Annotated in this window: 18 protein-coding genes; 9 read left to right on the forward strand and 9 right to left on the reverse strand. The window is 36.2% G+C overall.

Translation table 11 applies throughout. The features are described 5' to 3' along the window. Window positions 1–33: 33 nt before the first annotated feature. The 8 genes from MUB18_RS11270 to MUB18_RS11305 form a co-directional block, all read right to left on the reverse strand. Window positions 34–537 carry a hypothetical protein gene (locus tag MUB18_RS11270; RefSeq protein WP_248753131.1) on the reverse strand — a complete coding sequence of 168 codons (504 nt, stop codon included), beginning with the start codon at window positions 535–537 and terminating at the stop codon, window positions 34–36. A 128-nt stretch (window positions 538–665) separates the two neighbouring features. Further along, the gene (locus MUB18_RS11275; protein WP_248753132.1) at window positions 666–971 is read right to left on the reverse strand and encodes a hypothetical protein; all 306 of its coding nucleotides are present in this window, start codon (window positions 969–971) and stop codon (window positions 666–668) included. Window positions 972–1,124: 153 nt separating this feature from the next. Then, entirely contained in the window at window positions 1,125–2,654 is a 1,530-nt protein-coding gene (locus MUB18_RS11280; protein ID WP_248753133.1) for a sulfatase, read from the reverse strand. Continuing rightward, window positions 2,651–3,034, reverse strand: coding sequence for a hypothetical protein (locus tag MUB18_RS11285; protein ID WP_248753134.1), 384 nt, complete (start codon window positions 3,032–3,034; stop codon window positions 2,651–2,653). The genes MUB18_RS11280 and MUB18_RS11285 overlap by 4 nt, the downstream gene beginning before the upstream one ends. A 10-nt stretch (window positions 3,035–3,044) precedes the next feature. After that, a complete protein-coding gene (locus MUB18_RS11290; protein ID WP_248753135.1) occupies window positions 3,045–4,871 on the reverse strand; it encodes a RagB/SusD family nutrient uptake outer membrane protein in 1,827 nt (608 codons plus the stop codon). 10 nt (window positions 4,872–4,881) lie between these two features. Further along, entirely contained in the window at window positions 4,882–8,376 is a 3,495-nt protein-coding gene (locus tag MUB18_RS11295) for a SusC/RagA family TonB-linked outer membrane protein (protein WP_248753136.1), read from the reverse strand. Window positions 8,377–8,507: 131 nt separating this feature from the next. Further along, window positions 8,508–9,584 carry a FecR family protein gene (locus tag MUB18_RS11300; RefSeq protein WP_248753137.1) on the reverse strand — a complete coding sequence of 359 codons (1,077 nt, stop codon included), beginning with the start codon at window positions 9,582–9,584 and terminating at the stop codon, window positions 8,508–8,510. Between the two features lie 57 nt (window positions 9,585–9,641). Then, window positions 9,642–10,241: a sigma-70 family RNA polymerase sigma factor gene (locus tag MUB18_RS11305; protein WP_248753138.1), complete on the reverse strand. Its 600-nt coding sequence runs from the start codon at window positions 10,239–10,241 to the stop codon at window positions 9,642–9,644. Between the two features lie 263 nt (window positions 10,242–10,504). Between MUB18_RS11305 and MUB18_RS11310 the strand changes: the two genes are divergently transcribed. The 8 genes from MUB18_RS11310 to katG all read left to right on the forward strand — a co-directional run bounded on the left by MUB18_RS11310 (window position 10,505) and on the right by katG (window position 22,359). Continuing rightward, window positions 10,505–11,613 (forward strand): IS3 family transposase gene (locus MUB18_RS11310; RefSeq protein ID WP_411028101.1). Its coding sequence is split into 2 segments (ribosomal slippage): window positions 10,505–10,757 and window positions 10,757–11,613, totalling 1,110 coding nucleotides; the frame shifts between segments, so codons are not numbered across the junction. A gap of 1,274 nt (window positions 11,614–12,887) precedes the next feature. Beyond that, window positions 12,888–14,159, forward strand: a complete 1,272-nt coding sequence (locus MUB18_RS11315; RefSeq protein WP_248753140.1) for a family 16 glycosylhydrolase — start codon at window positions 12,888–12,890, stop codon at window positions 14,157–14,159. Between the two features lie 565 nt (window positions 14,160–14,724). After that, complete coding sequence (locus MUB18_RS11320; RefSeq protein WP_248753141.1) at window positions 14,725–15,918, forward strand: FAD-dependent monooxygenase; 1,194 nt, start codon at window positions 14,725–14,727, stop codon at window positions 15,916–15,918. A gap of 92 nt (window positions 15,919–16,010) precedes the next feature. Beyond that, window positions 16,011–16,730, forward strand: coding sequence for a hypothetical protein (locus tag MUB18_RS11325; RefSeq protein WP_094772439.1), 720 nt, complete (start codon window positions 16,011–16,013; stop codon window positions 16,728–16,730). A gap of 175 nt (window positions 16,731–16,905) precedes the next feature. Further along, window positions 16,906–18,699 carry a tetratricopeptide repeat protein gene (locus tag MUB18_RS11330; RefSeq protein ID WP_248753142.1) on the forward strand — a complete coding sequence of 598 codons (1,794 nt, stop codon included), beginning with the start codon at window positions 16,906–16,908 and terminating at the stop codon, window positions 18,697–18,699. A gap of 335 nt (window positions 18,700–19,034) precedes the next feature. After that, window positions 19,035–19,280: a hypothetical protein gene (locus MUB18_RS11335; protein WP_248753143.1), complete on the forward strand. Its 246-nt coding sequence runs from the start codon at window positions 19,035–19,037 to the stop codon at window positions 19,278–19,280. 141 nt (window positions 19,281–19,421) lie between these two features. Further along, window positions 19,422–19,790 carry an STAS/SEC14 domain-containing protein gene (locus tag MUB18_RS11340; protein WP_248753144.1) on the forward strand — a complete coding sequence of 123 codons (369 nt, stop codon included), beginning with the start codon at window positions 19,422–19,424 and terminating at the stop codon, window positions 19,788–19,790. Window positions 19,791–20,073: 283 nt separating this feature from the next. After that, window positions 20,074–22,359, forward strand: a complete 2,286-nt coding sequence (gene katG, locus MUB18_RS11345; RefSeq protein WP_094772441.1) for a catalase/peroxidase HPI — start codon at window positions 20,074–20,076, stop codon at window positions 22,357–22,359. A 119-nt stretch (window positions 22,360–22,478) separates the two neighbouring features. Here katG and MUB18_RS11350 read toward each other — a convergent pair whose 3' ends face one another. Then, on the reverse strand, window positions 22,479–23,084 hold the full coding sequence (locus MUB18_RS11350; protein ID WP_248753145.1) for a helix-turn-helix transcriptional regulator: 606 nt from the start codon (window positions 23,082–23,084) through the stop codon (window positions 22,479–22,481). 458 nt (window positions 23,085–23,542) lie between these two features. On the opposite strand from MUB18_RS11350, the gene MUB18_RS11355 reads away from it, so the two are divergent. Beyond that, window positions 23,543–24,667 (forward strand): efflux RND transporter periplasmic adaptor subunit, encoded by a 1,125-nt coding sequence (locus tag MUB18_RS11355; protein WP_248753146.1) that lies wholly within the window; start codon window positions 23,543–23,545, stop codon window positions 24,665–24,667. Window position 24,668: the final 1 nt, after the last annotated feature.

Below are 24,668 nucleotides of genomic sequence, written 5' to 3' on the forward strand. Positions count from 1 at the left end.
CATGATTTGTCAGATCATGTAAGCTTAAACTAATTATTTTCCAGTTATTGCAATTTTGATTTCATTTCCTTTATCAAGTCCACTAACACCACCGCCCGTGTATTTTACGGTGTATTTTCCCGGCTTAATGGTGTAATTCTTGGCTAGATTATATATGGTGCTCACGCTATCATGTGGTTGCACATGAATAAAGCTGTCTATAGGAGGGGGCATTATTCTTCTAGCCATAGGACCAGTAAAAAGTGCTTCGTTGCCCTCCTCATCGAGAACTTCCATGTATTTTCCTAAAAATGGTTCAAAAGGTGTTTCCCATTTGCAAAAATGCTGCACCGTATCTGCATGATTGATCACAGTGAAAGACAATTGTACAGAATCTATTGAGAAATTATTACCTATTGTTCTTAAATGTGTTTGAAGTGTGGGTAGTGCGGAGTCATTTTGTTTTACTTCATTGGACGAGCTTACCGTTTTTTGATTTTGACAACCTGTTAACGTTACAGCTGCAATACATAATATTAAGGAATAGTGACGAATCATACATTTTTGAATTTTAATAATTAATTATTATTGTGTTTAGGATGTATTTAGATCGATGACATGTTACTGAGAAAGGGGAGTGCTAATGAACATTTTTCATATCTGAAATTGTATTGTGCTCAATATCATTACTTGAGCGAAATATCTGATACTTCAATCAATTCGGGTCCGCCCTCTAAAGGATAGCCTGCGAGCTTTTTACCTTTAATTATAACAGATTTATTTATATAATCATCCAACTTTATTTTAATACTTTTCAACGCATAGCTTTTATTCTCTGCATTTATCATGTGTGTTCCATATTGAAAGGTAGTTATTCCTAACGGAATTATTTCCCCTGTAATAACAAGATTGCTCTTATCTCCAGTATTTTTCATACTGCAGCAGCTAGAGAGAAAGCCTACAAGCATGGTGAATATCACGATCTTTTTCATACATACTAAACGATTAAAACAATATTTATGCTACACATTTAATGGTATTAAATAAATCAGCTTAGAAATTGATAAACATACTGGTGCCTGATATCTCTTTATATATACAAAACGCCCATATATATATGAGCGTTTTGCATTACTTTAAATATACTAATCTATATTTTTCTTATAGATTTCTTCTGCTTCTTTATCATCAAAAAGACGCATTTGTTTTACTAACTTTTTTTTCATCATCTTGACCACAGCGCCATATCCAGGATCAAGATATACATTATGAAGTTCTTGAGGATCTTTTTGTAAATCAAATAATTCCCAGGTTTCTAGACGTTTGTAATATCTGATCAATTTGTATCGGTCATCACGCACTCCAAAATGTGGACTTACTGCGTGCTCCCCATTTTCAAAATAATGATAGAAAAGATCTTTCCTATGTTCTTTGTTAGGTTTTTTGAGCACATGTACAAAAGATTTACCTTGGATATCCTTCGGCTTTTTGACCGATGCAAGTTCAAGTAGAGTCGGTGCAATATCGGCATTGACCACTTTGGCATTAATTTCAGTATGGGGTTTTATCAATGCTGGATAGCGCATGACCATCGGTGTACGGAAGGATTCTTCATACATCCAACGTTTATCAAACCAACCATGTTCGCCCATATAAAAACCTTGATCGGACAGATAGATGACGACTGTATTTTCCTTGAGTTGCTTACTGTCTATATAGTCCAATACTTTTCCGATGTTCCTGTCCATGGATTGTGCAGTATTGAGGTAATCGGTCATATAGCGCTTAAATTTCCACTCTGCTAAAGCTTTTCCCGTCAACTTGGATTGCTTAAGTTCTTCATAGATCGGTCTGTAATAATTGATGTATTTTTCTTGCTGTGCTGGTGTCATGCGTTTAAAATTACCATCCTGCATCATCGCTTCAACAGATTCGAACATCTTTAGATCGTAGCCCATGCGCATATCCTTATCAATAGACATCTCCTGAAGCTTGGCTGGTTTACGGCTTTCGTAGTCGTCGTAAAAGGTTTCCGGTAATTTAAAATCAACGCTGTCATAAGTGCCAAAATCTGCAGGATCGGGCATCCAGGTACGATGGGTCGCTTTATGACCGATAACCAAGCAAAAAGGTTGTTCTTGATTTATGGTATCGAGCCAATTTAAAGCTTTGTCGGTCACGATATCTGAAACATATCCTTCACTTTGTTTACGTCCTTGTTTACTGATAAAATCTGGATTGAAATAGGTGCCTTGATCAACCAAGATGTCATAATAATTGAATCCTTGTAATTTATCCCCCAAATGGATTTTACCGACCCAGGCGGTATTGTAACCGACCTGCTGGAACTGTTTGACAAATAAATCTTGACTGAAATCGAATTCGGAAGTCTCGTTATCCTTAAAACCATTTTTGTGGCTGTACTTTCCTGTCAATAAAGTGGCCCTACTGGGGCCACATATTGAATTGTTGACAAAAGCATTTTTAAAAATAGCCCCCTCATTGGCGATACGATCTATCTGGGGTGTTTTTCCGTATTTTGAACCATATGCTCCTATGGTTTGATAGGCATGGTCATCGGAAATGATGATCAAGACATTAGGTCTTTTTTGTCCGTAAGCATGTCTTCCTGTAGTCAAAGCAAGCGCTAGAATTACAATAAAACTTAATTTCATGAGCCTTTTTGTTTAAAGTTGATGGTTAATTCTTCTTTTGAAGTGGAGTTTATTTTGACCCATCCTGATCGATCTTGACCCGAATCATTTGCTTTGATCGTCAGCTTTTGTGTTACATTACCAGATCCGAATTTGCGTTCCACACTGTACCACTGTGCATTTGCCGGTAAAGTAACCCACCAGCCATTGGTGGTCCCCTCAATACTTATGGTATAAGTACCTGCTATTTTCTCTATTTCGTTTGTCACGGTACTGGTCACCTGAAATGGACCAGAGACAGGTTTAGCAGGAAGGTTTTCTTTTTTGCAAGCAATTAACGATAATAAGATTAGGAGTATAAGGAAACCGAAGTTTCCTTTTTTATAAATTAATGTCTTCATGATAGTGATTTTACCAGTTTGGGTTTTGTTTCCATTTACCATTTGTCAATTCGATCATCCGTTGCTGGATGGGAAGTAAGTAATCTCGATCGACTCTAAATCGATAGCCACTTGGCAATACTGCTTTGTAAGGATCCATGTAGCGTGTAGCATCACCAGGATTACCTGAAAGGAAGAAATTGACATTTTTTCCTGTTGGTGCTGTGTCATAGTATAAAAGATTGTCTTTGTAAAAACCTGCACTGCTGTTTTCTTGCGCAATATTGCTTCCCGTAAAAAGGATACCTAAAGGTCTTTTGCCAACGATCAGTTGATCAGCAGCTGCCCAACGGAAAATATCTTGCAAGCGCTGACCTTCAGCTACGAGTTCAACACGTCTTTCTCTTCTCACTGCTTGTATATATTTGTCTAGCTGTGCAAAAGGATAGTTTACTGAAGTATTATATTCTCGGTCGAAGTCCATGTCAGGCATATTAACGCGTGCACGCAATGGTCGTATCGCATCAATAATTTTACTCGGATCTTCTTTAAGTTCAGCTATAGCTTCCGCATAGTTGAGCAATACTTCTGCATAACGAAAATAAATGACAGGAGCAGCACTCATGCCATCATCAGATACGGCAGGAAGACTATTGTACTCGACATATTTGTACATCGGGTAACCTGTGGTGGAACGATTGAATCCACTTTGATTGATCGGTGGAAAATTGGCTGCAACAGCATCAGGTCGTAAAGGTGCCTGTGGCACTACTGCTGTTTGTGCCAATCGTGGATCACGAACTGTAGGTCTTAAATCTTGGCTGTATGTTTTTTGCACTTCGGTCTGTAGTGTACCTACAAATGGTTTCCCATCTGCTGTTAAATAATCACTCACGAGACTCTGGGTCAAACCGATATCTCCTCCTCCTGTTGATAGATATTTGGAAACACCGTGACCGACATTTTCTGAAGGATTATAGCGTCGATATAATAGAACCTCATTGTTTGTAGAAAGATTTGCCGTATTGAACATATTGCGATAATCATCATTGAATTTTCCGGTGGTATATATTTTCCAGCGATTACCATCTATAATAGTCTTGGCGGCATCACGTGCTTGAGTCAGATAACTCTTAATCTTATCTTCTGTAGCTTCCGTGCTCGCAAATGGTGTCCCTTTTAATTTATGGTACCGCTGCCACGTTCCTTCATAAAGACCAACTCGCGATTTTAATGCCAGAGCCACATCACGGTGCACACGCATACTCGCATTAGTAGATGCTGTAGGTAAAAGATCGATTGAACGGTTCAGGTCGTTGAGGATAGAGTCTACGATCATAATACGACTATCCCTAGCTAATAACGTGGATTCATCTTCGGAACTCAACAATTGATTGACCCACGTGACATCACCATATTTTTTCACCAACTCAAAATAATACCAAGCACGAAAGAAATATGCTTCGCCAACATATTTATTGATTTCAGTTTGATTTCCTTTTGCATTGTTGGATTTTTGGAGAAAAAAATTAATTGCTCTTATTTTATAATATTCAGGAATTGTATCGGCATTAGCAACCGTTAACTGTCCGCTAAGTCTCGGATCTACGCTGGTAAATATCATGTTATCGGTACGTGCGTCATCAAAAGCAGGCCCAATACCACCGGTAAAATTCGGATGACCGGGTAAAGTTTGATAGAATTGATTGACATACAATTTAAGCTCATTGGTCGAAGATAAACTCCCTGTTGTGGATAGCTGATCCAATGGTTCCCGATCCAGAAAATTACTGTTGCATGCTGAAAATATCGTAATAATTGCTGCAAGTAGGCATAAATATAGATTATATAGTTTCATGTTGCTCGGATTAAAAATTAATGTTTAGACCAAAAGAATACACTTTGCTCAAGGGATATATCTTCCCAGTACCTGAACCGCCGTTAATGGTTTCTGGGTCAAACATTTTCGCCAATGGGCTAAAAGTCAACAAGTTTTCGCCACTAACGAATAGATTGATGCGTTCGAATTTCCAGCGCTGTATTAATGATTTTGGAATATTATAACTGATAGTTAGATTTTTGAGGCGCAAGTACGCAGCACTTTGCAAATAACGGGTTGAAGATAGCTGTGTCTTATTGATATAAGAATTGATGGCACCTGCAGGTGCTGCATAAGGATTTGGATAGTAAGCATCAGGATTACTTTCAGAGAAATAATCTAAATGTTGTTTGAAAACGGTCACTTGTGCTAAGGCACCTGCTCCCCAGAAATAAGCATCGGCAACTGCTGGACTAAAATCTCTTTTACCAATACCTTGCCACAGTATATTCATCGATAAATTTTTCCACGTTAATCCACCAGAGATACTATAGCTATACCTTGGGGTGCTGTTTCCGATAATAGAAATGTCGCCCATATCACCTAAGCGATTGGTTCCATTATTGATTTTTCCATCATTGTTGATATCAAGGTACATGACATCTCCAGGGATCCAATCGCGAGCGGACAAAAATGACTGATCCAATTCATTATAAGCATCTGCTTCTGCCTGTGTACGGATCAATTGATGAGCAGTATAGCCCCAGATTTCACCAGATGTCTTGCCCTCGTACCATTGTGCATTCGGATTGAACTTGGTTGGATTTTGATATTTCGTAACCATTGATTTGTAATCTGTGAGGATTAAGCCCAAATTATAGCTCCAGTCTTCGGAAAGCTGATCACGCCATTTGACATTAACTTCCCAACCGCGTGTTCTTAAATCAGCATTGTTACTTTTTGCGGGTACTGTACCGAAAAGATCGGCTACATCTCGAGATGGACCGAGCATATCTTTGGTATTGCGCTGATAGATATCAATTGCACCGGTCAATCTATATTGGAATGCCGTAAAATCAAGACCAAAATTTGCGCTACGTACAGTTTCCCAGGTGATCAATGGATTGAAAGCACCCGGAGCGTTGATATAACTCTCGCGTCCATTTTCAAAATAATATCTTCCTCCTGCTCCGTTGGCACCTGGTACGATGATGCGCATGTTTTCCGAGTACGCATAAAGTCCTGCTCCAGCCTGATTTCCTAGTGATCCGTATGAACCTCTTATTTTCAGTTGATTGACCCAGCTGACTTCATCTTTAAAGAATGACTCTTCACTGATGTTGTATGCAGCCGATACCGATGGAAAGAATCCCCAACGATTGTCGGATGCGAAACGTGAAGAACCATCATAACGTCCATTCACTTCCAATAGGTATTTTTGGTCGAAATTGTAATTCAAACGCGCAAAGAAACCACGAGTTGCCCAATGATTACGGGCTTCTTTACTGGATTTGGTTCCTGTTGATAAGTCTATGCCAGGGCGGTCAAAACTAATCAAATCACTAGCGGATGTATAGATTTCCTTAAACTGATTTAGCTCTTGCTGAAAACCCGCTGTGAGATCAAAGTTGTGCTTGTCGACCGAAATTTTGTAATTGGTATAGATGTTGGGTGTGAGATAATTGTTAGTATTCATTTTACGTTCGAAACTGCCACCTAAGGGTATATTGTACTCAGAACGGTTAACAAGATAGGACGTTCCATCGATGCCATAGATCGTGCCTGGTAATTTTAAGATATCATTGGCATCATTATCCAATCTGTAATTGAGATCAGCAAATATTTTCCAGTTTTTTAGGGGACTTATTTCTACACCACCTAATATAGCTAATGTATTGTTTGTTAATTCATCTTTTGTACCCGATTGTAAATATGGCACCATGGATTGTTCATTCCAGTTTCCATAAAAATCATAGGGTGATACATTAGGACGCATACGAGCTAAATTGTGAAAGAACATGTCTTCGTATCCTGCTAAAGGTGTTTGATTGTTGTTTTTAGTATATTTAACATTGGCTTTGACTTTTAACCAAGAGGTCAGATCTGAAGAAATAGAACTGTTGAAATTATAGCGTTTATAGTCAATATCTGCATAGCGCAAGATTCCTTCTTCGTTGTAATAACCTGCCGATACGTAAAATTGAGTACCAGCATTACCTCCGCTCATGTTTACGGTATAATTCTGACGTAGAGCAGTAGGTTTATAGTGCAGATTGAACCAGTTAGTATTAGCAATTCCATTGGCACTGTTTTCCCAGCTTGCATAATTGTTCGTGTTGACTTCTGGAAAGATCGACAGACTGCTTGGATCATTAATATACTGTTGCAATAGCGCAATTTTGTCTTCCGAATATTGCTTTGTACCCAATGCATTAAAGGTTGCTGTATTGAAGAAATTGGCAAACTCTACCGAATTGGCCATATCGGGTAATCTTACAGGGGATGTGAGTCCAGTATTACCAGTAAAACTGATTACTTTTTTTCCTGCGGTACCTTTTTTAGTTGTTACCAAAATAACACCGTACGCAGCTCTTGATCCATATATCGCAGATGCTGATGCATCTTTTAATACCGAGATGTTTTCAATATCGCTGGGATTGATATCTGCTAGTGACATCTCCATTCCGTCGACAAGTACATAAGGACCATCGGTACCGCTGATATTTCCTACTCCACGTACATTGAGATTGAAACTTTGACCAGGCTTGGTATTCCCTCCAACATTCACATTTAGTCCTGGGACCACACCCTGCAAGCTTTGTGTGGCATTGACAACGGGTCTATTCTCCAATTCCCGACCGCTTATAGCGGAAACAGCACCTGTTAAGTTGACACGTTTTTGCGTTCCATAACCAACGACAACGACTTCTTCGAGTTGAGCAAGATCATCGGCCAATTGGATAGATTGAAAAGTCGATGAGTAAGATAATTCTCGCGAAACAAAACCGACACTACTGATCATGATCGTACTTTGAGTGTTTTTAACTGCAATTGTAAATTCACCTTTTTCATTTGTAAGTGTACTTCTATCAGATCCTTTTTCCTTAATGGATACGCCAGCTAAAGGCTCGCCTTTGCTATCGGTGACCTTACCATGAAATTTTGGATCTTGTATTACGATTGGTGAAATGATGATGCGACCACCATTGATCTCCTGTATTTTTAGTCCTGTTTTTTGTAAAATAGGTTCCAATAGTTCATACCATGGTTTTCTAATTGCATTGATATCACTGATCACAAATTTGTCGATCTGATTGTCATTGTAGATAAATCGCAGATCAGTTTGTTTTTCGATCAACTGCAGTAAAGTTTTAAATTTTATGCTTTTGTTTTTTAACGTAATGTTGCCTTGAGCAAGTGTCGAATTTGCATAACTACTGTAGCCAAAAGCTACAATAAGTAAAAGCGTAAATTTTACCATGAAGAGCCACTTTAGGTAATAAAGAATTGGCACATGACTGACGACATGTGAATTTTTTTTCATAATTTTAGATATTAGAAGTTAGTAATTAAGCACATTACTTTCCTAGGGCTTTGTGCTTGTTCATTCATCTTTAAGGGTGTATCATTACGATATACCCTTTTTTGTAAAGTTCTGATTCATAATTTTAAGTTTTAATAAATTAATATACTGTCTTGTTTTTCTGTATAATGTAAATTAACACCTGTTTTAATCAATAGGTCAAGTAAATCTTTACATGTTTTTTCCTCAAATACACCGCTGAAAGATTCATTCATAAGTTTTTCATTTTCGATTAGAATCGTTTTATTATACCAACGTTCCATTTTTTTTGTCATAAGCGCTAGTGGATCATTTTGAAAAACAAGCTTATTTTTAGTCCAAAGCATATCCAGTTGCTCACCGTCTTCAGAGTTAGCTTTTTTTATATCAATAATTACTTTCGTATTTTCAGTTGAGGCACTCTGACGATTTGTGTTGATCCGCATGGCATTGGTCATCATATTGGTCACTTCAATCTTGTCTCCAGGCTGCATGATATAGTGGCGAAATTTACCATTGTCCTTTATCTGCAAGTTGACCTTCCCTTCAATCAATGCTGTTTCCATTCTCTTTTCTTCGGGATATGCTCTGACATTAAATTGAGTCCCTAATACCTCGATTCGGTTGCCATAAGAATCGACATGAAAAGGTAGCTTTTTGTTTTTTGCAACATTAAAGTAAGCTTCACCAGAGAGTTTCACATCACGGTTACTATGTCCATATGACTTGTTGTACTCCAATTTGCTCTCACTATTGAGCCAAATCTCCGTACCGTCTTTCAAACGGTAGAATTTACGTTCCCCTTTGGCAGATATAAGTATGATGTTGTCATTGGTCATAGGTTTATAGATGTAGTTTACAACTATTGCGATCATAAAAAGTATTAGTATTGCCGCTAGAGGAATACTATATTTTCTTATTTTACTGTATATTTTTTGTTGTTGCGGTATGATTTGTTCTTCTTGAATAGCAGTTAATTTAAATTTCTGCTTAGATTTTTCATATTGCGTCTCGATCGATATTATTTTTTCGGTAGAAGTAGGTTTACTGTTCGTAAGGAAAAGGTATAGATCGATTCTGCTTTCATCTTCAGCCATCAGACGATATAGATCATCTAGTTGTGGACCCGTGATAGTTTGGTCCAAAACTTTATGAATCAATTGTAGATATTGCTGATCTGTTGATGACATATTTTTAGGGTTTATCATGAAGACACATGAAAAGATCAATATCCCCAATATGAAATCTTATTTTTTTGATTTTAATAGATAATACAATTTTTCAATCGCGATCTGGATATGTCGATCTACTGTTTTTACCGCAATGCCCATCGTTTCTGCAGCTTGTTTATAAGTCATTTGGCAATCTTTTACCAATAGAAAAGCTTCTTTGGTTTTAGGCGAAAGTTGATCTATAGCTCGTTCTATCTCTCGAGTTTTTTCTTTCGATATGAGTAGAGCTTCTGGTGATAAGTCGTCCACTAGAGTGTCACAATACACTTCTGCAGGTTGGTATTGAATGATTTTGTTTCGCAATAGATTGAGACATTTATTCTTCGTCGCTCTGTATGTATAGGCAGATAGTGATTTGATCTGAACAAGTTTTGGACCCATATTCCAAATTTCCCAAAGAACTTCACATGCTACATCTTCAGCATGATATCCGTCTTTTATAATAGATGATGCATAGCCTTTTAGAACTTCAAAATTTTGCATGAAAAACTGTTTAAACACATCTTCATTGCGCATAATGGCAATTTTATGTTTTTGTTCTTCAGTGATTTCTTGAATGTCGTACATCGTTATGGGTTTTTGATTGGGCTTGACTAAGATAAACAAATCATACATAAAACGATTATTCTTGAAAAAATATTCTTTGCGCTGTCTCTTACTTAATGAAAAAAAATCAATCTACTATCTAGTTTTAACATCTACAAACTTATCTTTCTTTAAATCTTACGTACATTAAATAACACTGAAAATCTTTTAGTTATCTACATGTAATTTATCAATGGTTTGAGTATTTATCAAATATTCTTTTCAGGTTGTAAGTGTCCCAAAAAATCAAACAGCTTAAAACTGGACATAAATGTTTAGATTTAAGTAATAAGATGAAAAAGACACGTTTTACAGAAACCCAGATTGTAAGAGCTCTCAAAGAAGGAGAAGAAGGTAGAAAGACGGATGATATCTGCCGGGAGCTTGAGATTAGCAAAGCCACCTTTTATAACTGGAAAAGTCGTTACGGTGGCATGGAAGCATCTGATGTCAAGCGCCTGAAGGAACTTGAAGAAGAAAATGCACGCCTGAAAAAGATGTTTGCCGAGCTGAGTATGAACCATGATATCCTAAAAGAAGTCATCACAAAAAAAGGTTGGGGCTCCGGCAACAAAAACAGTTAACTCAGGAAATTGTCCTAGATCACGGTTTGAGTGTCGCCGGAGCCTGTAAATTGACAGGTATGTGCCGTTCACAATATTACTATGTTAGCAAGAAAGACGACAGTGCCGTGATGGCAGCATTAGATGATCTGTCCTCCAAACATCCTGTATATGGATTTCGAAAACTATATGCCTACTTGCGCAGAGAAGGTAAGCCCTGGAATCATAAGAAAGTATACAGGGTATATAAGCTGCTCAATATGAATAAGAAGAGACGTGTCAAACGTCGGCTTCCTGTTCGGCAGAAACAACCTTTGGAACAACAGGTCAGCATAAATCAAAAATGGAGCATGGACTTTATGAGCGATAGCTTGGCAAGCGGAAACAGATTTAGAACCTTTAATGTAATGGATGACTGTTCCCGTGAAATATTGTGTATCGAAGTAGCTACCTCTATTTCTTCTGTACGGGTCACCCGGGCACTGGAACAAATCATAGACTGGCGAGGTAAGCCGTTCTGTCTGCGTGTAGATAATGGCCCCGAATTCACCAGTCATCATTTTGATCTCTGGTGTAAAAGTCAAGGCATCGCGATTCAATTTATTCAGCCCGGAAAACCTATGCAAAACGGTTATATCGAACGTTTTAATCGAAGTTATCGAAAAGAAATTTTGGATGCTTATTTATTTTTCAACCTGGCAGAAGTCCGAGAACATACCCAAATATGGATGGATGAATATAATAACAACAGGCCTCACGAAGGACTTGGCAATCTTACACCAGCGGAATTATCAGAAAATATTAGACAAAAACAACAAATAAATAAATTAGTAACGTAAATTAGAAAAGTCCAATTCCAGCTGTAGGAAAAATGGGGTACTTACAAGGTATTAATGCTGTTTTGCAAATATAAAACGAGGAAAATTGCAATGTTGAATTGGGATAATACTAAATAAAGCTAGCATATTCAAGTAATACATTTGATAATGTATACTTAAAAATTAACCAATATTGTAAACCTTTTCTTTGTTGCCAAAGAAAACGAAACCAAAAAACATAAAAAAAAGTATGTTTTACTGCCTATTATGATCGGGCTTTCCCTACATAGTTGGGTTCAGGCTAAACCCACATTTATATCATTTAAAAATGATTTGGAATCGAATAATATAAATCAGTGACCTATTAAAGGAGTTCTCAAATCTACTAATGGAACAGTAATTGTCTGCGCTACTGTCACCAACCTCTCTACAGGTAAGACGACTCAAACAGACACAGTTGGGACATTTGAAATAGCTGGATTTATGGGCCAAAGTCTTAAAATCACAATGGTAGGTTATCATGCACAAATACTCAAGGTTGAATCAAATAAGATACAGATTATGTTATCTACAGCGGACGTATCACTCGCCAACACTAAAATACCTAATTTTAATTATAAATTCTATTTTGGACTTTTGATCAGGTTTGAAGTTATTCAATAATTTCGGTAGGCTTATGGATTTGCTATGATAACCTTTTTTATCTGATAAATATTTCTGAAGTTGAAATAGAGGTGATTGAGCAATTATTACTACTAAATATCGAAAATGTGTTACGTTAATATCGGTATAAATTGATTACATGTAATACTTAATCTGATCTAATTAAGTATTTGTATACCATTGATTTTATATGTATACAACCGGTCTTTCCATCATTGCTGCCACTATTATTTTTGTTAGATTATTTTTCTAGATAATAGATATATAATTCCAGCTGACCATTTTTCATGTCATAAAGATATTAGTAGATATTAAGTATTGAAATGTATCATTAATGGAGTGAAATTGTCGGCTATGGGATAAATAAAATATATACATATTTATTGGATCTCTCCATAGTCGGCTAATAAATAGATGTTACAGAGTGAATTTGGGTGTAAATTTTTTTATAAAAAAAATAGTTATTATAAAAATTATTGTATCTTAGAAATATTATGTACTACATAATTAATAAATTAATCATTTGTAACTAAAGCAGCTAAGATTAGAATAGACTGAAAAAGAAATGTGATAAGGAGGATTTTCTAGTTACAATTTATAGTGAACACATTTTAAATTTTTTAATAATCATTATGAACAAGAGAATCCTAAATTTTATGACAGCAAGTTCCTTGCTATTTCTTTGCAGTACAATAGTATCTTGCAACAAAGAACAAGTAGATCAATCAAGTAATCAAATGGTAAGTGTATCAAAAACAAATCCTGTGACGATTACTTCTTCTTTACAAAGCCTATCCGATTACGAGTTAATTTGGTCAGATGAATTTAATACAGTCGGTGGATTTGACGATAGTAAATGGAGTTATGCAGAACGTGGTACCGTTGCCTGGAACAAATATATGACGCACACTTCTGATTATGTTTCGCAAGATGGTAATAACTTATTATTGCGTATGGATAATGCTGTGATTCCAACAGATCCAGTCCCTTATCATAGTGGGGGAGTAAAATCTCAGAATAAATTCAGTATGACTTTTGGTAAGGTTGAGGTAAGGGCAAAATTTACGCAGGGTAGGGGTTCATGGCCAGCAATTTGGATGATGCCAGAGCCTGCAACAGCTTACGCTGGATGGCCAGGTTGTGGCGAAATTGATATTATGGAACATGTTAATAATGAGATGGTCGTACACCAGTCCGTACACAATGCTACAGTTACAGGTTCTGGGGGGGGCACAAGTGCTACACATTCTACGAGTTATAATGCAGCAGACTATAATATTTATAGTCTAGAGTGGAGCCCGGTTGCACTCAAATTTTATGTCAACAATACTTTGCAATATACTTATAACAAAGCCAGTGGAGCTACTTGGCAACAATGGCCATTTGATGTTCCATTTTATATAATTTTAAATCAAGCTGGAGGTGCTGGTTGGCCAGGAGCCATTACAAATGCAGATTTACCTTTTAATATGCAAGTGGATTATGTTCGTGTTTATAATCTGCCTATATTTTACAATGGTGGTTTTGAAACAGGCACACTTTCCCCTTGGACTTCTTGGGGTGGAAATGCATCTATTATCAACACCAATGTGCGTACCGGTTTAAAATGCATTCAATTATCAGGTGGGGCCAATGCTATAGAACAATATTTAACAGGTTTACAACCCAATACAACATATCGCTTTTCTGGTTATGGTAAAGTGTCTGCAGCTGGCCAACAGGTGTTGTTAGGAGTTAAAGGCTATGGCGGCACGGCTGTTAATGTCGCTTTTAATACGACCTCATATATCAATAACTCAGTTACATTTACAACAGGAGCGACACAAACTACAGCAACCCTATATTTTTATAAGGCAGGTTCTGGAACTGTTTATGGCGATGACTTTACATTGGAAAAATTATAATAATATCTTAAGTATTTAATATTTCATTCACTAAAACTCAATGAATATCAGCAGGTTTTAGTGAGTGAAATTTATCTCCTTTTAGGGGATTTTATCGTTGCATTCTTTTGCAGATGTACTTTTTAAAAAGTAGCAAGGAGCTCGCATGGAAATTCTTTTTGGCAAGAAATGTACAATAATTAAATCCTAACCTTTCCACTGTATAGTTAAACTAGCGGTTGTTAAAATGGTCATTGATAATTATGCTTGCTAGCTAGTCCAAATAGATCAAGTGTGGTTATATGAAAAAAAAGATCTGATTATCCTACAATTTTTACTTAGTATCAACTGACAAATAATTTGCATTAGCTATTTAGTTATTATATTTCTAATAATATCTTTTGTTCAAAGCATTAGTTATGAGTGTGTAACATATGTTGTGATTGATTTTACGTTGATATATAGTCTGGGCGTGACTTACATAAAGCTCAATTTAACCGATTATAAGTAATACGTATGTTAAAAACTAATTGTATTATGTTATGTATTAATATACATATTGCTTTATTTTTATTTAAAAATATTCATGGAAAAAAGAACAGTACTAGTATCTGGAGCCAGTATTGCTGGTCCAACTCTTGCTTTTTGGTTGTCTCGATTTGGTTTTGAAGTGACTGTAGTAGAGCGCGCTCCAGAATTGAGATTAGGTGGACAAAATATAGATGTTAGAGATGAAGCACAGAAAGTCGTACAACTCATGGGGTTGGAAGATAAAATCCTAGCCGCTAATACTGGTGAGTTAGGAATTCGTTTTGTCGATGCCGCTCATCGTATTAAAGCTGAGTTTCCAAAAGCAAATTCAGATTTTGGAACGGCTGAATTAGAAATCCTCCGAGGGGATCTTGCTCAAATCCTCTATCATGCAACCCAGGAAAATGTAGGTTATATTTTTGATGACCAGATTACGGTGTTAGAAGATCAGGGAAATCAGGTTTTAGTTACCTTTAAAAATAATGCGCCGCGCATTTTTGACCTCGTGATCGCGGCAGATGGAATCCGTTCCACGACACGTAAGTTGATGTTCGGAGATGAGCCACAAATCAAGTACATTGGCGTTTATTGTTCATATCTCACCATTCCTCGGATCGAGTCTGATGATGAATGGGCATATTGGTATAATGCACCTGGCTCGAGAGTATTAAACACAAGACCTGATAATGTGGGTACAACCCGAGCTTCCTTTTCTTTTCTTTCACCAGATAACGGCTATGAAAAATTAGATTTAGTAAAACAGAGAGAAATTTTGAAGGATAAATTTGCAGATGCCGGATGGCAAGCTCCACGTATTCTAAAAGCATTAGATCAAAGTAAAGATGTGTATTTTGATCGTATAAGTCAGGTAAAGGCTCCTCGATGGTCTAATGGAAGGTGCGCAATGGTTGGTGATGCGGCCTATTGCCCCACTCCAATGTCAGGAATGGGAGCAAGTCTATCCATTGTGGGCGCATATATATTGGCAGGTGAATTAGGACGACATAAAAATCATCAAGATGCTTTTGAAGCTTACGAAAAGTTGATGAGACCTTTTGTTGAAGATATTCAAAACTTACCTCCAGGAGTGCCATGGGTAGCACATCCTAAGACAAAGTTGGGCATCACACTTTTTAATGCTGCCCTTGGAATAGCATCAAGCAGGTTGGTGAAAAAAATTTCAAAAATTTTTGGAGGTAATGCCAAAAAGGATCTAAAAGAGCGTGTTAAATTGCCTAATTATAAATAAATAAGTTGTTAAATTTTAATGGTTCAATCTTTCTTTGTTTCCATATTAATATTTGGATAATAAACAGATACTAAATTTAATTTTTTAAGTCAATGCTTATATACTCTCCCAAATATCTGGTTTTAATTTTTGCCATGCTGGTATTGATCGTAAGTAAACTGAAAGGGCAGTTGATTAATAATAATGATATTGGGTATGTTGAAGATTACCAGAAATTACCAAGAATAAATTTTGTAAAATCCAATGTTGTGGAATATGAACAATGCAAATCACTAAATCAATTCGTAATACCTAAGATTAAGCAGAGCAAAACAAATTTTTATTTACAGACAAATACCGGTCAAATAAAATTTAAGAAAACACTACCGGATAAAAAAGATTTTAATGGATATGAATTCCTTGGATACTATCCTCAGCTTAATATGTATGCGATCACAGAGAATATCATGTCTGATGAATTAAGTTTTGGTTCACTTGCATTAATCGATAGTATAACAGGAAATTCGTATACGATTGTTTCCATAGGGGATGGGGCAGTTGAAACCCCTATCATATCTCCACGGGGCAACTATTTAGTTTATTATTATAATTGGCTATATGATGGCAATAGTTGTTTTATTGGGTTATTGCAGATGAATAGAAATAAGACACATATTCTTGAAGAGCATCAAAGTTTCGAGAGTAAAAATTTTATGATTGAAGGAATCCGTTGGTTGGACAACGATACGTTTATAGTAAAAACTTTTCAATCAAAAGATATCGATGGTGTTCACTTTAAAAAAATCAATTATTATAGAGCCAGTTTAAATTGATAATGGATCAAAGACATGTAATAGATCCGTTGGAATGTTACTATAAAATAAAGACGTAGTTCTCACATAAAAATGTATGTTAACATTTAAGCGTATTTTTTGTTAATAGAGTACTTATGGTAAATCAGAAGTTAACCGTTAAATTATAGATATATTGAATTATAAATATTTTATTATGAGAATTAAGTTGGCCATTTTATTATTGTCCGTTTTGTTTTGTGCTCCGGTTTTTGGTCAGATCAAAAGTATTTATGAAAAAACAGTAGATTCTTTAAATCAAATCGGCCAACCAGAGAAGATTATTCCATATTTAGAGATAGAAGTTAAAAAGCAACCTAAAGACGAAACTTTACTTCGATTAACGGGGTATCAATATTTGCAATTAAACAACTTAGAGCGTGGTGAGCATTATTACCGTCAAGCACTTATGGTCAATCCAGCATGTGCACGTTGTTATCTCAATCTAGGTCTGATTTACGCTTTTAAAAATGATTTTAATCAAGCATTAAACTATTTAGATAAAGCTGTGGCTAATGATTCAAACGATGATATGATTTTATCAAATCGAGGAAGAATAAAGGATATGATCGGTGATAAGATTGGTGCTTTAGTAGATTATGATAAATCAATATCAATTGCTCCTGATCGCGCGAGTAACTATGTGGAAAGAGGAAATTATCATTTAAATCATCAAGAAAAATCTAAAGCTTTGTTGGATTTTAATAAAGCGATCGAACTCGATTCTAAGCATTATAAGGCTTATTTTTTTAGAGGTAGATTGAAATTTGAAAATAACGACCTCTCTGCTGCATTGGAAGATATCAATCAAGCAATCTCCTTAGTTGCTCCTGATCCTCAATTATATAATTTTCGGGGTACTGTTTATAACCATTTGAAACAATTTGAAAATGCTTTGACAGATCTTAATACATCGATCCAACTTAATCCCAATGATGTTATCACTTATTTAAATAGAGCCGAAATATATTATGCGCTAGAAGATTTGGATGCATCCTGTCAAGACTATACAACAGCAAAAGCATTAGCTCTGGAGCAAAAGTTAGAGGATGCTGAATTATACAAAAACATGGAGGAATCAATGTCGACCTTTTGTGATTCCAGCAAAGCCAGTTATTACTATCAGCGCGGGGTGGCTTTTTATAACTTACAACAATATGAAAAAGCATTAAAAATTTACGATGCAGGATTACGGCAATTTCCTGATAACGCCATGATTTTATCTTTTAAAGGTAATGCACACTTGGCTCTGAAAGATTTTACTAACGCTACTTTAAATTATGATATTGCTTTAATTAATAAGGCGAGCTTGATGCTTGAATTTAAAAATAATCCTCGCTTTATCAATGCAAGCCAACAAGAACTTCAATCCTATTACGATGCTTCTTTAGCGGATATTTATTATCACGACGCGGAAAGTAAAGTGAATACTGGAAAATTGGATACCGCTTTAGTACGAATGAATGATGCCATTGCATTGATTCCAAATCTCAATGGATTTGCAAAAGAATTATATTTTAATAGAAGAGGCCATATCTATTTGTTGCTAGGGCAATATAATCAAGCTTTGGTTGACTTCAACCAAAGTATCCAAATCAATGGAAAGTATGCTCTAGCTTACATAAATAGGGCCATAGCCAAGGTAAGCCTATCCGAAAAACCAACCCAGTCAGCTATTATTATCCGTACTAAACAGCCTAACCAACCTTTCAGGATGAATTGGACAATTAATTCAAAAATACGTTCTGAAAAAGCAGATCTAAATCTTAAATCTGCTTTAGCAGATTGTAATAAGGCAATAGATCTAGACAAAAGCGATGGTTTTTCATATTATGTTAGGGGACAGATTAAACAGTTTTTAAATGATCCAACATGTTGCGCAGATCTTCTTAAAGCAAAAAAAATGGGTATTGTCGTAGAAGATGATTTGCTAGTTTCATGTAATCAATAATTCTAAATTAAAATAGTATAACCTAATCGTTAAATAATGAAAATTTTAAAATACTTTCTATTACTTTTTGTTGTCGTTGCTAGTCAAAGTATAGCACAAACAAAGTCTACAAAGAAAACTAGAATTAAAAGACCAGATATATTATAGCCCCGCCAGAAATTGTCATTCCTAAGGAATATAAAACGAGTGAAAATGTACCGCTTTTTGCTCTAGCTTTTGCTTGGCAAATAAATGCGGATACGACCTTAGCTCCAAATGTTATTTTTAGGGAAATTATCGAATTAAACGGTGACCAGGTAGACAGCAGAGTTTCCTTTAGAGATGTTGAAGTTAAATTGAAAAAGAGCGAACAAGAGAATTATAATGTACAGAACGACGTGCTATCTATGTTTGTCAAATTAGTTCAGTATGATGCAAAAATTGACCAGAATATGCTTTATCTCACGGATAGGAAGAACAAGATTTTGCGAACTTTTAAAATATTTTATGATCAGCATAACCATATCGAACGCTTGCAAGATCTGAACACAAAAAAGTTCTATGAATCTACCCCGTTCGAAGGTGCTTCACCTTCTATGTAAAAAAGTTAAAAATTGCTTTAATGTAAGTTGATGTCTAGTCATTATATTACAATTATAAAAAGCTTATAGGTTTGGGTATATTCCTCCAAAACAAAGCTAGACTTAGTTTGTTGTTTTTATATACATAAAATGATACTAGATATGCTTAGAGTTATTCAAAATCTACCAGACCATGTATTTGGTGTACGTGCAAGCGGAGAGGTCACAGCAGATGACTTAAAAAATGTTTTATTACCCGAGCTAGAATCATTAACTGATCGTTATAACGAGATCTATTATCTTTTACTGTTGGAAACAGAGGTGCAAAATTTTACAGCAGGTGCTTGGGTGCAAGATCTAATAGCGGGCTTGAAACATTTTACAGCTTGGAAAAAAATGGCTATCGTGACTGATCAAACAGCAGTAGAAAAATTTACGGATGCCTTTAGCTATATCAGTCCAGGAGAGGCTAAAGGTTATGAAATAAGTGAACTACAAGAAGCTATAGATTGGTTAAGCATAAAAAAGTAAGAAAAGTTTATCCATTTATTGTAGGAGTTTAGGCTATAGAAGTGCCTAGGATTTATAGGAAATAAATAAATGGAATACAATATAAATGGGTTACATCATGTGATGTAACCCATTTATATTTTGGGAAAATATTTTATAAATAATGATCCTGTCTATTGATTTATTTTATTGAAAACTAGTTTTTTAAGTTGATAAAAATTTCATTAGGAATTTTTTTTTATTTAAATTTATTAGATTAGAATAAACAAAATAAGAATTTAAATTACTGATAAAATAGCAATCAATGGAAAACGAATTAAATGATATTAATAAGTGTCCATTTCATAATGGAACAATGCGAAAAGCTGTTGCAGGTGGAGGTACAACAAATCAAGATTGGTGGCCCAATCAGTTAAAAGTTAATTTGCTACGTCAACATGCTACTAAGTCAGACCCAATGGGATCAGATTTCAATTATACGGAAGAATTTAAAACCTTAGATTTAGAAGCAGTAAAAAATGATTTAAAACAGTTAATGACACAGTCACAAGATTGGTGGCCAGCTGATTTTGGGCATTATGGGCCATTATTTATTCGAATGGCTTGGCATAGTGCTGGAACTTATCGAGTGGGTGATGGACGGGGCGGTGCTGGGCGTGGGCAACAACGATTTGCTCCGCTAAATAGTTGGCCCGATAATGTGAGCTTAGATAAAGCAAGACGTTTATTATGGCCTATAAAACAAAAGTATGGACGTAAAATATCTTGGGCAGATTTACTAATCTTAACTGGAAATATGGCTTTAGAATCCATGGGATTCAAAACTTTAGGTTTCGCAGGTGGTCGAGAGGATGTATGGGAAGCAGATCAAGATGTGTATTGGGGTTCCGAAAAAACTTGGTTAGGAGGTGATGTCCGTTATGCGCAGGGATCTGAAGGTGTTGCAGAGTCACATGGTGTATTGGTGTCTGATGATGATGCAGATGGAAAAATACACAGCCGGAATTTGGAAAATCCCTTAGCAGCTGTTCAAATGGGATTAATATATGTGAATCCAGAAGGTCCTGATGGCAACCCTGATCCAATTGCTGCCGCAAAAGATATTCGTGATACATTTGGTCGTATGGCTATGAATGACGAAGAAACCGTTGCCTTGATCGCAGGCGGTCATACATTCGGTAAAACACATGGTGCAGGTCCTGCTGACCATGTTGGTAAAGAACCTGAAGCTGCAGATCTAGCATCTCAAGGTTTAGGATGGGCAAACTCATTTGGATCTGGAAAAGGCGCAGACACGATTACCTCTGGCTTAGAAGTAACTTGGACTAGTAAACCCACAGAATGGACGAATCAGTTTTTTGAATATTTATTTGATTTTGAATGGGAATTAACAAAAAGTCCTGCTGGAGCACATCAGTGGATCGCTAAAGATGTTGGAGAAATTATTCCGCATGCTCATGATGCCACTAAGAAATTAAAACCAACCATGTTAACAACGGATTTGTCACTGCGTTTTGATCCGGAATATGAAAAAATATCTCGGAGATTTCGCAATAATCCAGACGAGTTTGCTGACGCTTTTGCTCGTGCTTGGTTTAAGTTGACCCATCGCGATATGGGACCTCGGTCACGTTACTTAGGACCAGATGTACCTCATGAGGAGTTTGTATGGCAAGATCCACTTCCAAAAATAGAATATATACAGATCGATGACGCTGATGTTCAGTTTTTAAAGACTGAAATTTTGAATACAGGTCTATCAATTTCTGAGTTAGTATCCGTAGCTTGGGCATCGGCATCTACTTTTCGTAATTCGGATAAACGCGGTGGTGCCAACGGTGCTCGCATCCGCCTTTTACCGATGAGTAATTGGGAGGTCAATCGGCCAAACCAATTGAATCAGGTTTTGATCGTGTTAACAGATATCCAGCAAAGGTTTAATCATGCGCAATTTGACGGAAAGCAGGTTTCAATTGCAGATTTAATTGTGTTGTCTGGCGTAGCTGCTATTGAAAAAGCAGCACAGAATGCAGGTCATGATGTGCAGATACCATTTAATCCTGGACGTACGGACGCTAGTCAGGAGCAAACCGATATGGAATCCATTGCATTTTTAGAACCACTTGCAGATGGCTTCAGAAACTATCGTAAATTAAAAAATAAAGCCATTTCAACAGAGGAGCTTTTAATTGATAAAGCTCAGTTGTTAAATCTTTCTGTTCCCGAAATGACCGTTCTAATTGGTGGTCTTCGAGTGTTAGACATCAATTATGATGGCTCTAAACATGGTGTCTTTACCTTGCGCCCAGGGCAATTAACTAATGATTTTTTCGTGAATCTGTTAGATATGCAGACAGAATGGAAAGCCATGGACGAGACAAAAGAATTATATTTAGGGACTTGTCGAAAAACGGGGCAACCAAAATGGACTGCTAGTCGAGCTGATCTCGTGTTTGGATCACATGCTGAGTTGCGAGCAGTGGCAGAAGTATTTGCTGAATCGGGAAATGAGAAATCTTTTGTCCATGCTTTTATAAAAGCATGGAATAAAATCATGAATGCTGATCGATTTGATCTGGTATCAGCATAAATAAAGATTTGATTTTAGAATTCGTATTATAGTTTTTTGATCTAAAATAATATTGAAATATGATCAATCCTAGTTTTTAACCTAAAAGTGCCTAAAGAATCTAGTTCTTTGGGCATTTTTTATGCTTCATTATTCCCCATGTTTTTAGAAAGAGCAATCCGATAAGCACAGCGTCTAGCACCAGCTACTATGTGGTCGGTACGGTGAATAGAAACACTTTCTCCTAAAACGGACTGGAAAATTTGTAATTCTGAATTACAAAACCCTTGACAAGCTTTTGCCGCTGCACAAATGGGACAATGATTTTCGACCAGTAGATATCCTTCTTCATCTTCAGAATAATCTGCCATATACCCCTCACGTGTACGAATAGCAACCAAACGGGCGATTTTAGAGTTTAGATCGGGTAGAGGATCGATCTCTTCATGATATCTTTTTTTACCTGTTACCTCGTTAGCATCAATAATCGTTTGTAAAGCATCCTTGCCCATTGCATCTTTGATGATTGTTAATAATTTAACAGTCAATTCAGCATGAGTGTCCGGAAATTTCCGATTTCCGATTTCTGAAATCGTAAAATACTTTTGAGGCCTTCCAACTCCTTTCGATTCTGTTTCAACTTCTATTAAGCCTTCTTCCATAAACTTAACGAGTTGTTGTCGAACACCTTCCTTAGTTATTTTTAATTCATGGGCAATGTCGAGTGCCGTTAGAGGCCCACGCATTTTCAGTAACATTAAAATTCGATTTGTCGTCATAAAATAATAAAACAAGTATTTAGTTGTTTTATTATTCAAAATTACTACTTTTGTTACACTTATCAAAATGGATAATTTTAAGCATAGACTTCCAATTATAAATTTGATGAATGTAAAGTAAGAATTGTAATATTTATTTTATGTGGATTGATACATCAAAAATACACCTTCCTAAACAAATAACTCAAGGAGTTCATTTTGCCTTTATAATTGTGGTTCCGTACTGGAATACGCTGAAGAGGTAATAACCCTCGCGCAAAAGATGAACATATAGATTTCATCATCTAAATATTTAAAATATCCCCAACCCCAAAACAGGTTTGAGCGGGGGAACGGGATAACTATGTCTTGTTATTAATAGCATGTTGTGGTCTAAAAATCTCATTATTAAATTTTTACATATTGTTTATTCAAAAATTATTACCATGGAAAAAACACACTTATATCTATTATTCTTTCTTTTTATAGGATTAATATCTTGTGAATCGAAAAAGGAGTCTCCTACAAATAAAATTTCTTCATATCCAGTGTTAACGTTAAATGCGCAGAAAGCGGATTTGTATGTTGAATTTCCAGCTACATTAGAAGGGATACAAACTGTTGAGATTCGATCCAAAATAGATGGTTACATCGAGGAGGTGTTTGTCGAGGAGGGTAGTCTGGTCAAGATAGGACAAAAGCTATTTAAAATTGATGCCAACCGTTTTGTCCAAGATGTTAATCAGCGAAAATCAGCGGTGCTAGCTGTCGAGGCTGCTTTGGAGACGGCTAGTATTCAAGTTTTGCGAACACAGGCTTTAGTCGACAAAAAAATAGTGAATTCATTTGAATTGACTACAGCAAGAAATGTGGAACGCGTGAAGAAAGCAGAGCTTAACCAAGCTAAAGCTGCTTTGTCCGATGCGCAATCACAATTGGCATTTACACAGATTGTAAGTCCAATTACGGGTATTGTAGGTCGTCTTCCTCTTAAAAAAGGTAGCCTAGTCAGTAGTAATTCTGAGATGGCCTTAACCACAATTGCCAATACAAGAGAAGTATATGCACACTTTTCATTAAGTCAGAAACAGTTAAATGGCTTTTTAGATCAATATACAGGTCGAAATATGGCTGAAAAATTGAAAAATATGCCTTCTGTTACTTTGAGAACAGCAGATGGAAATGATTACATGCCCCAGGGGAAAATTCAAAGCTTAAGTGGTGTGATGAGCAGGGAAACAGGTTCTGCTAATTTTAGAGCATTGTTTCCTAATCCTGAAGGACTTTTATGGAGTGGCGCCAGTGCGATACTTCGTATACCTACTACTATTGATCAAGCAATTTTGCTTCCTAAAAAAGCTGTTTTTGAAATCCAGGGAAATTACTTTGTTTATAAAGTAGGTCCAAAGAATATTGTCAATCACACTGAAATAGTGGTGTATCCAACCTCAACGGAACAAGAATATGTTGTGAAAAGTGGGCTTCATATTGGAGATATTGTCATTACAGAAGGTATTGGGACTTTAAGTAATGGGATGGAGATAAAACCGGCCCCTATTTCGAATAAATAAA

This window comes from Sphingobacterium sp. PCS056, assembly GCF_023273895.1.
Taxonomy (GTDB): Bacteria; Bacteroidota; Bacteroidia; order Sphingobacteriales; family Sphingobacteriaceae; genus Sphingobacterium.